The sequence below is a fragment of the Kitasatospora sp. NPDC040550 genome (assembly GCF_055594965.1).
The window spans coordinates 136,256-151,329 of sequence record NZ_JBVIWC010000003.1 but is presented as its reverse complement, the minus strand read 5'-3'; the positions used below and the strand labels follow the sequence as shown (position 1 = coordinate 151,329).

Here is a 15,074-nt window from a genome sequence, read left to right as displayed (position 1 = left end):
CCGCCGGTACCGGCCCCCCGGTACCGGCGCACCCGCCGGCACCGGGCGCCTACTTGTCGATGTCGCCGACCACGAAGAACATCGACCCGAGGATCGCCACCATGTCGGCGACCAGCGTCCCGGGCAGCAGCTCGGTGAGCGCCTGGATGTTGTTGAAGGACGCCGAGCGCAGCTTGAGCCGCCACGGCGTCTTGTCACCGCGCGAGACCAGGTAGTAGCCGTTGACCCCGAGCGGGTTCTCGGTCCACGCGTAGGTGCTGCCCTCGGGCGCCTTGAGCACCTTGGGCAGCCGCTGGTTGACCGGGCCGGGCGGGAGGGTGGCGAGCTTGTCGAGGCAGGCGTCGGCGAGGTCCAGCGAGTTGCCGGTCTGCTCCAGCAGGCACTCGAAGCGGGCGAGGCAGTCGCCCTCCTCGCGGGTGACGACGGTGAGCACCTGCCGCAGCTCCTCGGAGCCGTACGCCAGGTAGGGCTCGTCGCGGCGCAGGTCGAGGTCGAGGCCGCTGGCCCGGGCGATCGGGCCGCTGACCCCGTACGCCTGCGCCTGGGCCGCGGTGAGGACGCCGACGCCGGCGGTGCGGGCGCGGAAGATCTCGTTGCCGAGGACGAGGTCCTCGAAGACCGGCAGCTGGGAGCGGACGGTGGCGACGGCGGCGCGGACCCGGCCGAGCCACCCGGCCGGGAGGTCCTCCTTGAGGCCGCCGACCCGGTTGAACATGTAGTGCATCCGGCCGCCGGAGGCCTCCTCCAGCACGTGCTGGAGGTCCTCGCGGCCGGTGAAGGCGTGGAAGATCGGGGTGATCCCGCCGAGCTCCAGCGGGTAGGAGCCGAGGAACATCAGGTGGTTGAGCACCCGGTTGAGCTCGGCGAGCAGGGTGCGGATCCACACCGCCCGCTCGGGGACCTCCATGCCGAGCATCCGCTCGACGCCGAGCACCACGCCGAGTTCGTTGGAGAAGGCGGAGAGCCAGTCGTGCCGGTTGGCCAGCATGATGATCTGCCGGTAGTCACGGGCCTCGAACAGCTTCTCCGCGCCGCGGTGCATGTAGCCGATCACCGGCTCGGCGGTGACGATCCGCTCGCCGTCGAGCAGCAGGCGCAGCCGCAGCACGCCGTGGGTGGCCGGGTGCTGCGGGCCGATGTTGAGCACCATGTCGGTGGTGCCCGCCCCGCCGGTGAAGTTCTCGGCTCCCGCCCCGATGCCGACCGTGGTCTCCCTCATGACTCCAGAGTCTGCCATCCCGGCAGGGCCGCCAGGCTTTCCGGTACCGACATGCGGACGGCTTGCAGGACCCATCCGAAGCCGCCCAGTCCGGCCGGGTCGGTGAGTTCGGCGCCCTCCCCGGCGCCGCTCAGCGCCCGCAGGTAGCCGGCCGGGTCGGTGGAGGCGAGCGCCAGCGGCGGGCGTCCGCCGCTGACCCCGAGCGCGCGCAGGGCCTCGCGCTGCGTCGTCCACAGGCTGTGGAGACCGGGGACGGCGACGGCGTCCAGCGCGACGTGCGCGGTCACGTCGCAGGAGCCGTCCGGCACCGGGGCCACCTCCCGGCCGCCCCGGAAACCGGTGAAGGTCCCGAACGGCGGCCGCCGCCCGGCCGTGTGCCCGTAGTCGACGGCGACGGCCAGTCCGCGCTCCAGCCCGGCCACCGCCCGGGCCCAGGCGGCGTCCCGGGGCGCCCCGAACTCCACCACCGCCCCGGGCCCGACGGCCGGCCACCAGCGCTCGGCCCAGGCCGCGTCCGCCGCCGAGACGGGTTCGCCGAGCCGCTCCTCGCCGGTCGCGGTGTCCACCTCGCGGTAGCGCAGCACGCCGTCCCCGTCGACCTCCCCGGCGTCCAGCGGCACGTTGTCCAGCCACTCGTTGGCGAACAGCAGCCCGGTCACCCCGCGCGGCGGCTCCGTCGTCCACAGGACTGTGGACGGAAGTCCGGCGGGCCGGCCGGCGAGTTCCACTCCGTACGGGCGCAGCCGCCCGAGCACCGGCCCGGGCAGTTCGGCCAGCACCCCGGCCAGCAGTTCGCCGCGCCCGGCCCCGACGTCGATCAGGGCCAGCTCCTCCGGACGACCGAGGGCCTCGTCAACCTCCAGCAGCAGCCGGGCCACCGCACGGGCGAACCTCGGCGAGGCGTGCACCGAGGTCCGGAAGTGCCCGGCCGGGCCCTCCGGCCTGCGGTAGAAGCCGCCGTCCCGGTCGTACAGGGCCCGTTCCATGGCGGGCGCCCACCGCATCCACGTCATGGGCCGGGACGCTACCCGGCGGCACGCGGCCCCTCCCAACCGGAGCGGGGCCGTCTCCGACCTACGGAGTAGGACGGATCGCCCTACCGGCGGACCTGGGCACCTCGTACGACTGCCTAGGCTGGACACGTGCATCGACTCAACGCCTGGCTCCGCCGTCACCCCATGGTGGTCGACGCCGTCTGGGCGTCGTTCGTGCTCTTCTTCGCCCTGGTGTCGGACAGCTCCTCCGGCGACGGCTGGCGCCGCAACTCCGAGATCCTGGTCGCGGTGCTGCTGCCGCTGCTGATGGTCTTCCGCCGCCGCTTCCCCGACGTCACGGTCGCCGCCGCCACCGGCGTCGGCCTCGGCCAGGTCGCCGCCGACATCGACCCGGGCGCCTCCTCCATCGCCTACCTGGTGTTCGCCTACACCGGCGCCGCCTTCGGCCAGAAGTGGACCTCCCGGCTCGCGCTGCTGGCCGGGCTCTCCGCCGGCCCGCTGGCGTTCTGGCGGATGCACCTGGTGAAGACATCCACCACCGACCACACCGGGGTGTACGTCTCCCGCCCGTACGGCGTCGCCGAGGCGGTGCTGATCACCGTGCTGATGAGCACCCCGTTCATCCTCTGCTGGGCCTGGGGCCGGCTGACCAGGGTGCGGCGCGCCTACCTGACCGAGCTGGAGGACCGCGCGGCCCGGCTGGAGCGCGAGCGGGACGCCCAGTCCAAGGTCGCGGTCGCGGCCGAGCGGGCCCGGATCGCCCGCGAGCTGCACGACGTGGTCGCGCACAACGTGTCGGTGATGATCGTCCAGGCCGACGGCGCCGCCTACGTGCTGGACAACTCCCCGCAGCAGGCGAAGGAGGCGCTCGGCACGATCGCCTCCACCGGGCGGCAGGCGCTGGTCGAGATGCGCCGCCTGCTGGGCGTGCTGCGCACCGCCGACACCGCCGAGGAGTACGTCCCGCAGCCGGGCGTCGAGGAGCTGCCCGACCTCCTGGAGCAGGTCCGCACGGCCGGGCTGGAGGTCGACTACGCGACCTCCGGGCACCCGCGCGAACTCCCCCGCGGGGTCGAGCTGACGGTCTACCGGATCGTCCAGGAGGCGCTCACCAACGTCCGCAAGCACGGCGGCCCCGACGTGCACGCCCGGGTCGCGGTCGACTTCGGCGAACGCGAGCTGGCCGTCCTGGTGGAGGACGACGGCCGCGGCAGCACCGACGAACAACTGGCCACCGGCGGCACGGACGGTCTGGGCCACGGCCTGATCGGCATGCGCGAGCGGGTCGGCATGGTCAGCGGCAGCCTCGACGTGGGCCCCCGCCCCGGCGGCGGCTTCCGGATCCGCGCCGTCCTCCCGCTCAAGGCGGCGCACTAATCCCCCCGTCCCTGTTAGGAGCCACCTTGACCATCCGCGTGATGCTCGTCGACGACCAGGAGCTGCTGCGCACCGGCTTCCGGATGATCCTCCAGTCGCAGGGCGACATCGAGATCGCCGCCGAGGCGGGCGACGGCGCCCAGGCCCTGGACCTGCTGCGGCACACGCAGGTGGACGTGATCCTGATGGACGTCCGGATGCCGCGCCTGGACGGGGTGCAGGCGACCCGCCGGATCTGCCTGGCCGAGGACGGCAGTCCGCTGCCGAACGCCCCGCACGTGCTCATCCTCACCACCTTCGACCTGGACGAGTACGCCTTCGCCGCGCTCAAGGCCGGGGCCAGCGGCTTCCTGCTCAAGGACGTCCCGCCGACCGAGCTGGTGGCCGCGATCCGCGCGGTGCACGGCGGGGACGCCGTGGTCGCCCCGACCACCACCCGGCGGATGATCGACCGCTTCGCCGAGGTGCTGCCGACCCCGCACAGCGCGCCCGGCTCGGACGTCCTGGGCCCGCTGACCGAGCGCGAGCGGGAGGTGTTCCTGCTGGTCGCCCAGGGCCTGTCGAACGGCGAGATCGCGGCCCGGCTGGTGCTCTCCGAGGCCACCGTGAAGACCCACGTCGGCCGGATCCTGGCCAAGCTGGGGCTGCGCGACCGGGTCCAGGCGGTGGTGCTGGCGTACGAGGCCGGGCTGATCCGGGCCGGGGCGTCCGACTAGGTTCGACCGCCGGCGCCGCCCGTACACTGGGGCGGTACGTCCGGTACCCGACGCGGACCGGAACGGTCATTCAGGACAAGGGTGGACATGGATTCGTCCGACTTCGCCGACTTCGGAGAGTTCGCCCCGCTCGCCGACGGCCTCGGCGACCCCAGCAGCCGACCGGCCCGGCTCGCCGTCGGCGTGGTCGGCACCGGCCGGGTCGGCCCCGCGCTGGGCGCCGCCCTCCAGCTCGCCGGGCACACCGTGGTCGCCGCCTCCGGGGTGTCCACCGCCTCCCGCCGCCGTGCCGAGTCCCTGCTGCCGGGCGTGCGGATCGTCACCCCGCCGCAGGTGATGGCCGCCGCCGACCTGGTGCTGCTGACCGTCCCGGACGACGCGCTCGCCGACCTGGTGGCCGGGCTGGTCGCCACCGGGGCGGTCCGCCCCGGCCAGCTGCTGGTGCACACCTCCGGCGCGCACGGCGTCGGCATCCTGGAGCCCGCCACCCGGGCCGGGGCGCTGCCGCTGGCCCTGCACCCCGCGATGACCTTCACCGGCACCTCGGTGGACCTCGCCCGGCTGGCCGGCTGCCCCTTCGGGGTGACCGCCCCCGAGGAGCTGCGGCCGGTCGCCGAGGCGCTGGTGGTGGAGATGGGCGGCGAGCCCGAGTGGGTGCCCGAGGAGGTCCGCCCGCTCTACCACACCGCCCTCGCGCACGGCGCGAACCACCTGGTCACCCTGGTCGCCCAGGCGATGGACCTGCTGCGCACGGCCGGCGTCGCCGAGCCCGGCCGGATGCTCGGCCCGCTGCTCGGCGCCGCCCTGGACAACAGCCTGCGCTCCGGCGACGCGGCCCTCACCGGCCCGGTCGCCCGGGGCGACGCGGGCACCGTACGGCGCCACCTGGCGCAGCTCAGTACGGTGTCCCCGGACATCCCGGCGGCCTACCGGGCGATGGCCCGCGCCACCGCGCAGCGGGCGCTCGCCAACGGGACGATCGACGACGCGTCGGCGGCGGCACTGCTGGACGTACTGAACGAGGAGAAGCACTGATGGCACGCGGGAAGCAGCCGAGCAAGGCCCAGCGGGCGCCGAAGGTCCACCGGGCCGTCGTCACCCACACCGTGGACGACTTCGAGGCCGCGTTCTGGCCGGACGAGAGCCCGGTGGACAACGCCGTGGTGATGACCATGGGCGCCCTGCACGAGGGTCACGCCGCGCTGATCCGGGCCGCCCGCAAGCAGGTCGGCCGGGAGGGCCGGGTCGCGGTCACGGTCTTCGTCAACCCGCTGCAGTTCGGCCCGGCCGAGGACCTGGAGCGCTACCCGCGCACCCTGGACGCCGACGTGAAGCTGGCCGAGGAGAACGGCGCCGACGTGGTGTTCGCGCCGTCCGTCGAGGAGGTCTACCCGAACGGCGAGCCGCAGGTGCGCCTGGCGGCCGGCCCGATGGGCGAGCGCTTCGAGGGCGCCACCCGGCCCGGCCACTTCGACGGGGTGCTGACCGTCGTCGCCAAGCTGCTGCACATCACCGACCCGGACTTCGCGTTCTTCGGCGAGAAGGACGCCCAGCAGCTGGCGCTCATCCAGCGGATGGTCGCCGACCTGGACTTCGACGTCGAGATCGTCGGCGTGCCGACCGTCCGAGAGGAGGACGGCCTGGCGCTGTCCTCGCGCAACCGCTACCTCTCCGAGGAGGAGCGCACCCGCGCCCTCGCCCTGTCCGAGGCCCTGTTCGCGGGCCGGGACGTCGCCGCGCAGGGCCCGAAGGCCGTGCGCGAGGCCGCCTCGGCCGTCCTGGACGGCGCCGAGGGCGTCACCCCCGACTACCTCGCCCTGATCGACCCGCACGACTTCTCCGAGGCGGCGGACGACTTCCAGGGCGAGGCGGTGCTGGCCGTCGCCGCGAAGGTGGGCTCGACCCGCCTGATCGACAACGTCCGCATCATCGTTCGGTAGTTCCGCAGTCAGAACCCCCTCAGGCATGCACTCACAGGAGGCGTGACCCGCAATGCTCCGCACCATGCTCAAGTCCAAGATCCACCGGGCCACCGTGACCCAGGCCGACCTGCACTACGTCGGCTCGGTCACGGTGGACGAGGACCTGCTCGACGCCGCCGACCTGCTCCCCGGCGAGCTGGTCCACATCGTCGACATCAACAACGGCGCCCGGCTGGAGACGTACACCATCGCCGGCCCGCGCGGCACCGGCGTGATCGGCATCAACGGCGCCGCCGCCCGCCTGGTCCACCCGGGCGACCTCGTCATACTCATCGCCTACGGGCAGATGGACACGGCCGAGGCCAAGGGCTACGAGCCGAAGGTCGTCTTCGTGGACGAGCACAACCGGATCACCGGCTTCGGCGGCGACCCCGCCGAGGCACCGGAGGGCAGCGGACTGCTGCGCGGGGACACGGCGTACCGTGACGAGGACGGCGCGGCCACCACGGCCACGCGCTGAAGGAGCCACTGAGCCATGTCCGTTACGCATCGCCTCACCGCCCCGGCCCCCGGGTGGACCGCCACCACCGACGTGGTCGTGGTCGGCTCCGGGGTGGCCGGTCTCACCGTCGCCCTCAACGTCCGCAAGGCCGGCCTGCGGGTCCTGGTGGTCACCAAGGCCGTGCTGGACGAGGGCTCGACCCGCTGGGCCCAGGGCGGCGTCGCGGCCGCCCTGGGTGAGGGGGACACCCCCGAACAGCACCTGGACGACACCCTGGTGGCCGGCGCCGGCGTCTGTGACGAGGAGGCCGTCCGCACCCTGGTCACCGAGGGCCCGGACGCCGTCCGCCGGCTGATCGCCACCGGCGCCCTGTTCGACCGGGGCGAGGACGGCGAGATCCTGCTGACCCGCGAGGGCGGCCACCACCGCCGCCGGATCGTGCACGCGGGCGGGGACGCGACCGGCGCCGAGATATCGCGCGCCCTGGTCGCCGCCGTCCGCACCGACCCGGACATCGAACTGATCGAGCACGCGCTCGTCCTCGACCTGCTGACCGACGCCGAGGGCCACACCGCCGGGCTGACCCTGCACGTGATGGGCGAGGGCCAGCGCGACGGCGTCGGCGCCGTCCGGGCCCGCGCGGTGGTGCTCGCCACCGGCGGCATGGGCCAGGTCTTCTCCGCCACCACCAACCCGGCGGTCTCCACCGGCGACGGCGTGGCACTGGGCCTGCGGGCCGGCGCCGCCGTCACCGACCTGGAGTTCGTCCAGTTCCATCCCACCGTGCTCTGGCTGGGCCCGGAGGCCGAGGGCCAGCAGCCGCTGGTCTCCGAGGCGGTCCGCGGCGAGGGCGCCCACCTGGTGGACGCGGACGGCGTGCGCTTCATGGTCGGACAGCACGAGCTGGCCGAACTCGCCCCGCGCGACGTCGTCGCCAAGGCCATCACCCGGCGCATGCAGGAACAGGGCGCCGAGCACATGTACCTGGACGGGCGGCACTTCGGCGCCGAGATGTGGGAGCACCGCTTCCCCACCATCCTCGCCTTCTGCCGGGCCAACGGCATCGACCCGGTCACCGAGCCGATCCCGATCGCCCCGGCCGCGCACTTCGCCTCCGGCGGCATCCGCACCGACCGGCACGGCCGCACCAGCGTCCCGGGCCTGTACGCCTGCGGCGAGGTCGCCTGCACCGGGGTGCACGGCGCCAACCGGCTGGCCTCCAACTCGCTGCTGGAGGGCCTGGTCTTCGCCGAGCGGATCTCCGCCGACCTGGCGGGGCTGCACGCGGCCGGCGAGCTGCCCGAGCGCACGGTGGACGTCGCCGCGGCGCGGGCCGCGCACCCGGTGCCGCTGCCGGGCTCCGAGGCCCGGGCCGAGATCCAGCGGCTGATGTCGCGGGGCGCGGGGATCCTGCGCTCGGCCGCCTCGATGGCCGACACCGCAGCCGGACTGGCCCTGATCGCCGAGCAGGCCCGTTTCCACGTGGCCGAGGAGAAGCCGGCCGACCCCCGGGTGGAGACCTGGGAGGCGGCCAACCTGCTGCTGGTCGCCACGGCGCTGGTCGAGGCCGCCGCGCAGCGCGAGGAGACCCGCGGCTGCCACTGGCGCGAGGACTTCCCCGAGCGCGACGACGCCCACTGGCGGCGTCACCTGATCACCACCCTCGCCGCCTCCGGCGACCCCGTCAGCACCCCCGAGGAGCAGTAGAACCATGACCCACGCGCACGAGGAACTCCCCATGGCCGACCAGGGCGGCTGCGGCGACGGCTGCGCCTGCGGGGACGGCGAGGGCTACGAGACCGGCCTGGACCCGCAGCTGGCCGAACTGCTGGAGGAGGCCGGACTGGACCCGATCGAGGTCGAGGACATCGCCACCCTGGCGCTGGCCGAGGACCTGGCCGGCGGCGAGGACGTCACCTCGGTGGCCACCGTGCCCGCCGACGCGGTCGCGACCGCCGACTTCACCGCCCGTGAGGCCGGTGTGGTCGCCGGCCTGCGGGTCGCCGAGGCGGTCGTCTCGCTGGTCTGCGAGGAGGAGTTCGAGGTCGAGCGGCACGTCCAGGACGGCGACCGGGTGGAGGCCGGCCAGGTGCTGCTGTCGGTCCGTTCGCGCACCCGCGACCTGCTGACCGCCGAGCGCAGCGCGCTCAACCTGCTCTGCCACCTGTCCGGCATCGCCACCGCGACCCGGGCCTGGGCGGACGCCCTGGAGGGCACCGGCGCGGTCGTCCGGGACACCCGCAAGACCACCCCGGGCCTGCGCGCCCTGGAGAAGTTCGCGGTCCGCTGCGGCGGCGGCGCCAACCACCGGATGGCGCTCTCGGACGCCGCCCTGGTGAAGGACAACCACGTGGTCGCCGCGGGCGGCGTGGCCGAGGCCTTCCGGGCCGTCCGAGCCGCGTACCCGGAGCTGCCGGTCGAGGTCGAGGTGGACGAGCTGGCGCAGATCCCCCCGGTGCTGGACGCCGGCGCGGAGCTGATCCTGCTGGACAACTTCACCGTCGAGCAGTTGAAGGAGGCCGTCGCGCTGGTGGCCGGCCGGGCGAAGCTGGAGGCCTCCGGCGGGCTGACCCTGGCCGACGCGCGCGCGGTCGCCCAGACTGGTGTCGACTACCTGGCCGTGGGCGCGCTGACCCACTCCTCGCCGATCCTGGACATCGGCCTGGACCTGCGCGCCTGACCGTCAGGTCGAGAGCGGTTCCCGCCCCGATCCCGTCCCGACTCGCAGAAAGCGTTCCCGTGCTCCTCACCATCGACGTCGGCAACACCCAGACCACGCTCGGCCTGTTCGACGGCGAGGAAGTGGTGGAACACTGGCGGATCTCCACCGATCCGCGTCGCACGGCGGACGAACTGGCGGTGCTGCTGCACGGGTTGACGGGCAACCGCACCGCGGTCCGGGAGGCCGCGGTGGAGGGCCTGGCGATCTGCTCCTCCGTCCCCGCCGTGCTCCACGAGCTCCGCGAGGTGACCCGCCGCTACTACGGCGACGTCCCCGCGGTGATCGTGGAGCCCGGCGTGAAGACCGGGGTGCACGTCCTGATGGACAACCCCAAGGAGGTCGGCGCGGACCGGATCGTCAACGCGCTGGCCGCCAACCACCTGTACGGCGGCCCGTGCATCGTGGTCGACTTCGGCACCGCGACCACCTTCGACGCCGTCAACGCGCGCGGCGACTACGTCGGCGGCGCGATCGCCCCCGGCATCGAGATCTCGGTCGAGGCGCTCGGCGTCCGCGGCGCCCAGCTGCGCAAGATCGAGCTGGCCCGGCCGCGCAACGTGATCGGGAAGAACACCGTCGAGGGCATGCAGTCCGGCATCCTCTACGGCTTCGCCGGGCAGGTCGACGGCCTGGTCGAGCGGATGGCCCGGGAGCTGGCCAAGGACCCGGACGACGTCCAGGTGATCGCCACCGGCGGGCTCGCCCCGCTGGTCCTCGGCGAGGCCACCACCATCGACGAGCACGAGCCCTGGCTGACCCTGATCGGCCTGCGCCTGGTGTACGAGCGCAACCGGCCGAGCTGACCCCACCGCCGTCCCCGCCGTCCCCGCTGCCCCGCGCCCCCGGTCACTCGGCTGACCCGGCGGGCGCGGGGCAGCGTCGCGCGTTCGGCGAAAGGTTTCTCCAACGGGCCGATCGTGCGGAATTCCGCGCGACGTTACCGACAAATCGGATATTCCTCACGTAGTGTCAACCCATGCCTACGCCACACGGATCGCGCGGCGGCATGGCCTTCAGCGCCGACGAAGTCCGCGTGCTGCGCCGAGCCCTCGCCCAAGCCCTGCACCCCGCCGTCCCCGTCCACCTCCAGGGGCCCGACCGGACGGCGCTCGCCGGGCCGGGCGCCGAACTGTGGGCGGAGGACGTCCAGGACGCCCTGCACCTGACCGAGGCGATCGACGAGGCCGTCCAGGAGGGCGGCCGGCTGCGCGCCTTCCTGCTCGCCGACCTCGGCCGCTACCGCGCCGCCCTGCCCGGCAGCGCCGCCGGCTACCTGGAGCGCCTGGAGGAGGCGGTGGCCGACGGCTACCTGCCCGGGCCGGAGGACCTCACCGCCCTGCGCGGGCTGACCCGCCAGCCCTGCGGCCACGGCGAGCGGGCCCGCCGCTCCCGGCTCGCCGGGCGCTGCCACGCGCTGGCCGAGGCCGCCGTCCGCGAGCGCCTGGCGCTCTCCACCGGGCACCCGCGCCACCTGGTGGCCGTACCGAACCCCGCCGCACCACCCAGCAGTCACCCCACCCCTGTAGGAGGACGGATCACGATGAGCAGCACCGACTCCCGGGACTCCCGCCCGGAGCAGCCCGCCGCCGCGCAGACCCCGCCCCGCCCGCACCGGATGCCCACCCCGGCCGAACTGTTCGGCCGCCGCCCCAAGCCTCCGGCCCGGCCCGCTCCGGAGGCCGGGCGGGACGGCGAGGAGGTCGAACTCGCCACCGGCACCGGCTGAGCCCACCCGCACCCGCCCCGGAGGGGAGGCCGTCGATCCGACGGCCTCCCCTCCGGCGTCATCCGGTCGCGGAGCACGGTGTACGGCTGGCTACCCTTGTGGGGTGAGCGATCAGAGCCTTGTCCCCGCGACCGACGACCTTCCCGAGCAGATGCGCGTCCGGCGCGAGAAGCTGGACCGGCTCCGGGCGGCCGGGGTCGACCCGTACCCGGTCGGATTCCCCCGCACCAGCACCATCGCGGACCTGCGTGCCAAGCACCCGGACCTCGAACCCGACACCGCGACCGGCGAGCGCGCCGGCATCACCGGCCGGGTGATCCTGTCCCGCACCGGCGGCAAGCTGTGCTTCGCCACCCTGCGCGACGGCTCCGGCGACCTCCAGGTGATGCTCTCCCTGGACAAGCTCGGCGCCGAGCGGCTGGCGGCCTGGAAGTCCGACATCGACCTCGGCGACCAGGTCGGCGTCGAGGGCGAGGTGATCACCTCCAAGCGCGGTGAGCTGTCGGTGATGGTGGACCGCTGGGAGCTCACCGCCAAGTGCCTGCGCCCGCTGCCGGACAAGCACAAGGGCCTGACCGACCCGGAGGCCCGGGTCCGCCAGCGCTACGTCGACCTGATCGTGAACCCCGAGGCGCGCGAGATCCTGCACCTGCGCAGCAAGGTCGTCCGCTCGATCCGCCGCACCTACGAGGACCGCGGCTACATCGAGGTCGAGACCCCGATGCTGCAGCCGGTGCACGGCGGCGCCAACGCGCGTCCGTTCAAGACGCACATCAACGCGTACGACATCGACCTCTACATGCGCATCGCCCCCGAGCTGTACCTCAAGCGGCTGGTGGTCGGCGGCGCCGAGAAGGTCTTCGAGATCAACCGCAACTTCCGCAACGAGGGCGCGGACTCCACCCACAACCCGGAGTTCACCTCGCTGGAGTCGTACGAGGCCTACGGCGACTACGACACCCAGGCCGAGCTGATCCGCGCGACGATCGTCAACGCCGCCCGGGACGCCCTGGGCACCACGGTGATCAAGGGCGTCGACCCGCACGGCGTGGAGCACGAGATCGACCTGGCCGAGCCGTGGGCCGAGGTCAGCGTCTACCCGGGCATCTCCGCCCACCTGGGCGTCGAGGTCACCCCGGAGACCTCCGTCGAGGAGCTGCGCGCGCTGGCCACCGAGCACGGCATCCCGTTCGAGAAGAACTGGGGCCACGGCCAGATCGTGCTGGAGATGGTGGAGCGCCTGCTGGAGGAGAACGCCGTCCGGCCGACCTTCATCAAGGACTACCCGACCGAGGTCTCCCCGCTGACCCGCCAGCACCGCTCGATCGCGGGCGTGGCCGAGAAGTGGGACCTGGTGATCTTCGGTACCGAGATCGGCACCGCCTACTCCGAGCTGGTCGACCCGGTCGAGCAGCGCGCCCGGCTGACCGCGCAGTCCCTGCTGGCCGCCGGCGGCGACGTCGAGGCGATGCAGGTGGACGAGGACTTCCTGCGCGCCCTGGAGTACGCGATGCCCCCGACCGGTGGCCTGGGCCTCGGCGTGGACCGCCTGATCATGCTGCTGACCGGCAAGAACATCCGGGAGACCGTGCTCTTCCCGCTGGTGAAGCCGGAGCCGAAGGCTTCCGCCGCCGCGGCGGAGAAGACCGAGGAGGAGTGACCTGATGGACTACGTCAGCGCGATCGTGCCGCCGCTGGTCATGGCGATCGGCTTCGGATTCCTGGTGCGGGCCATCATCCGCAGCCAGGGCGGGGCCCAGAAGGCCAAGGAAGACATCGACTGATCGACTGACGCCGTCAGCCGCTCCGGACCACCCGCGCCGCCATTCCCGATTCCGGGGGTGGCGGCGCGCCGGTTTGGCGCACTTCACAAGATTTGCCCCATTCACTCCCTATCCTGGCCGCACTATGGTCCGGCAACTCGGCGAACTTGAGAACGCCATCATGACCCGGGTGTGGCGGTGGAACCGACCGGTGACGGTTCGCGAGGTTCTCCTGGATCTGCAGTCGGAACGCGAAATCGCGTACACCACGGTGATGACCGTCCTGGACAAGCTGCACCGAAAGGGCTGGTTGCGCCGCGAGCGGGTGGGCCGGGCCTATCGATATGAACCGGTCTCCTCGCGTGAGGCGTACACGGCGGCTCTGATGAACGACGCCTGGGCCACCGGCGACAATCCCGCGGCGGCCCTGGTCCACTTCTTCGGCCTGATGTCGCCGGAGCAGCGCGAGGCCCTCCGGGACGCCTTGCGGGTCGCGGCCTTGTTCCCGCCCGATCCGGCGGCGGATCAGCCCGCCCCGGATTCCGCCGGGGACGGCCCGGATACCGGCCGGGCGGATACCGGGGAGACCCCGCCGGGCACGACGCGATAACGTCCCGCCATGGAGGTCACCATCCGCCGCGCGCGGACCACGGATGTACGGACCGTACGCGGGCTCATCGACGCCTACTCGCGCGACGGCATTCTGCTCGACAAGCCCACAGTCACACTGTTCGAATCCGTCCAGGAGTTCTGGGTCGCGGAACGCGACGACAACGGCGCGGTGGTGGCCTGCGGCGCCCTGCACGTGATGTGGGAGGACCTCGCCGAGGTCCGTACGCTCGCGGTCGATCCGTCCTGCCGGGGCTTCGGGATCGGGCACCTGCTGTTGGAGAAGCTGGTGCAGACCGCCCGCTGGCTGGGCGTCCGTCGGATTTTCTGCTTGACGTTCGAGGTTCCGTTCTTCGCGAAACACGGTTTCGTCGAGATCGGGGAGCTCCAGGAAACCGATGATGGTACGACAGACCCGGCGGCGATCGCTACGGATGTCTATGAAGAACTCCTCCGCTCGTACGATGAAGGTGTCGCGGAGTTCCTCGACCTGGAGCGGGTGAAGCCCAACACACTGGGCAACTCACGCATGCTGCTGCACCTCTGAGCGGCTCCGCGCCGGTCAAGGGTTTGTGTTTTCCGCAGAAAGGCGCTTTCCTTTCCTTAGGCAATGGGTCGTTTAGCGGAAAGGGAAGCCCGTGGCACAGAGGGTGCAGGTCATTCTTGAAGACGATCTCGATGGCGGTTCGGCGGACGAGACGGTGACGTTCGCGCTCGACGGCGTTGCCTACGAGATCGACCTGAAGAGCGCCAACGCGGACAAGCTGCGCGGTCTGCTGGCGCCCTACGTGGAGAAGGGCCGCAAGCAGAGCGGCCGGCTGGCCGGCGCCCGCCGCCCGGGCCGTGCCGCCGCGGCGCGCCCGTCCGGCAGCGCCCCCGACACCGCGAAGGTCCGCGCGTGGGCCAAGGAGCAGGGCATGGAGGTCAACGACCGGGGCCGGGTGCCGAGCACCGTCCGCGAGGCCTACGACAAGGCCAACGCGGCCTGACCCCGGCGCCACCACCGGCCCGCCGGAGCGGATGCGGGGCCCCGGCGGCCGCGTACGGCACCGACGACACACGCGCGGGGCGCGGAGGTGACACCTCCGCGCCCCGCGGCGCGCACCGGGCCGGCCGCCGCACCGGCGGCCCCGGGGCCCGGGCCGGCCGGGGCTGCGGGCTCGGGCGGCGGAACAATCACGAGCTGTGCAACGCTGTAGGGGCGAAGCGGTAACGCGGACACCCCGGGATGGCGTACGACCGTCCCCGGCCGCCGTCGAACCACCGTCACCGCGGCCGGACTTCTCGCCAGGCGAACACCGCCACCGCGGAAACTGCGCGAGAACCGCCCCGATACCGGGTATGAATGCAGGTGGACGGGTTCTTCGACCCGTCCAGGGGCAGCATGTGCGACCGGCCGAAGAGGGGTCGGCTCCGCCCCGGCGACTCTTGTTCGCCGATGGCGTAGCGGTTTCCGGTGCATCCGGCCCACCTGTGGGAACACCGATTCCCAGCATCAGGTTGGGATTGGTGTCGGCTGGTCG

The 15,074-nt window shown here is 73.0% G+C and carries 14 protein-coding genes and 1 pseudogene; 13 read left to right on the top strand and 2 right to left on the bottom strand.

Going from position 1 to position 15,074, the window contains the following annotated elements; translation table 11 throughout:
- Positions 1 to 49 precede the first annotated feature (49 nt).
- Both ACZ58X_RS05925 and ACZ58X_RS05920 read right to left on the bottom strand, forming a co-directional pair.
- Positions 50 to 1,219: an NADH-quinone oxidoreductase subunit D gene (locus ACZ58X_RS05925; protein ID WP_470332466.1), complete on the bottom strand. Its 1,170-nt coding sequence runs from the start codon at positions 1,217 to 1,219 to the stop codon at positions 50 to 52.
- A complete protein-coding gene (locus ACZ58X_RS05920; protein WP_470332465.1) occupies positions 1,216 to 2,232 on the bottom strand; it encodes an SAM-dependent methyltransferase in 1,017 nt (338 codons plus the stop codon). Before ACZ58X_RS05920 ends, ACZ58X_RS05925 begins: the two co-directional genes overlap by 4 nt.
- Before the next feature lie 129 nt (positions 2,233 to 2,361).
- Here ACZ58X_RS05920 and ACZ58X_RS05915 point away from each other — a divergent pair, with 129 nt between their 5' ends.
- The 13 genes and pseudogenes from ACZ58X_RS05915 (at position 2,362) to ACZ58X_RS05855 (ending at position 14,540) form a co-directional block, all read left to right on the top strand.
- A complete protein-coding gene (locus ACZ58X_RS05915; protein ID WP_470332464.1) occupies positions 2,362 to 3,591 on the top strand; it encodes a sensor histidine kinase in 1,230 nt (409 codons plus the stop codon).
- 26 nt (positions 3,592 to 3,617) lie between these two features.
- On the top strand, positions 3,618 to 4,307 hold the full coding sequence (locus ACZ58X_RS05910) for a response regulator transcription factor (RefSeq protein ID WP_360225820.1): 690 nt from the start codon (positions 3,618 to 3,620) through the stop codon (positions 4,305 to 4,307).
- A gap of 87 nt (positions 4,308 to 4,394) precedes the next feature.
- Positions 4,395 to 5,342: a Rossmann-like and DUF2520 domain-containing protein gene (locus ACZ58X_RS05905; protein WP_470332463.1), complete on the top strand. Its 948-nt coding sequence runs from the start codon at positions 4,395 to 4,397 to the stop codon at positions 5,340 to 5,342.
- Complete coding sequence (panC, locus tag ACZ58X_RS05900; protein WP_470332462.1) at positions 5,342 to 6,247, top strand: pantoate--beta-alanine ligase; 906 nt, start codon at positions 5,342 to 5,344, stop codon at positions 6,245 to 6,247. Before ACZ58X_RS05905 ends, panC begins: the two co-directional genes overlap by 1 nt.
- Before the next feature lie 52 nt (positions 6,248 to 6,299).
- The gene (gene panD / locus ACZ58X_RS05895; RefSeq protein ID WP_470332461.1) at positions 6,300 to 6,749 is read left to right on the top strand and encodes an aspartate 1-decarboxylase; all 450 of its coding nucleotides are present in this window, start codon (positions 6,300 to 6,302) and stop codon (positions 6,747 to 6,749) included.
- A 15-nt stretch (positions 6,750 to 6,764) separates the two neighbouring features.
- Positions 6,765 to 8,438, top strand: coding sequence for an L-aspartate oxidase (locus tag ACZ58X_RS05890; protein WP_470332460.1), 1,674 nt, complete (start codon positions 6,765 to 6,767; stop codon positions 8,436 to 8,438).
- Between the two features lie 4 nt (positions 8,439 to 8,442).
- Positions 8,443 to 9,411 (top strand): carboxylating nicotinate-nucleotide diphosphorylase, encoded by a 969-nt coding sequence (nadC, locus tag ACZ58X_RS05885; protein WP_470332459.1) that lies wholly within the window; start codon positions 8,443 to 8,445, stop codon positions 9,409 to 9,411.
- A 59-nt stretch (positions 9,412 to 9,470) separates the two neighbouring features.
- Entirely contained in the window at positions 9,471 to 10,256 is a 786-nt protein-coding gene (locus ACZ58X_RS05880; RefSeq protein WP_360225803.1) for a type III pantothenate kinase, read from the top strand.
- Between the two features lie 173 nt (positions 10,257 to 10,429).
- On the top strand, positions 10,430 to 11,179 hold the full coding sequence (locus ACZ58X_RS05875; protein WP_470332458.1) for a hypothetical protein: 750 nt from the start codon (positions 10,430 to 10,432) through the stop codon (positions 11,177 to 11,179).
- Positions 11,180 to 11,282: 103 nt separating this feature from the next.
- Positions 11,283 to 12,839, top strand: a pseudogene (gene lysX / locus ACZ58X_RS05870) (bifunctional lysylphosphatidylglycerol synthetase/lysine--tRNA ligase LysX); the annotation flags it as partial.
- 248 nt (positions 12,840 to 13,087) lie between these two features.
- A complete protein-coding gene (locus ACZ58X_RS05865) occupies positions 13,088 to 13,552 on the top strand; it encodes a BlaI/MecI/CopY family transcriptional regulator (RefSeq protein WP_470332457.1) in 465 nt (154 codons plus the stop codon).
- A gap of 9 nt (positions 13,553 to 13,561) precedes the next feature.
- Positions 13,562 to 14,098: an amino-acid N-acetyltransferase gene (locus ACZ58X_RS05860; RefSeq protein ID WP_465739470.1), complete on the top strand. Its 537-nt coding sequence runs from the start codon at positions 13,562 to 13,564 to the stop codon at positions 14,096 to 14,098.
- 91 nt (positions 14,099 to 14,189) lie between these two features.
- Complete coding sequence (locus tag ACZ58X_RS05855) at positions 14,190 to 14,540, top strand: histone-like nucleoid-structuring protein Lsr2 (protein WP_360225788.1); 351 nt, start codon at positions 14,190 to 14,192, stop codon at positions 14,538 to 14,540.
- Positions 14,541 to 15,074: the final 534 nt, after the last annotated feature.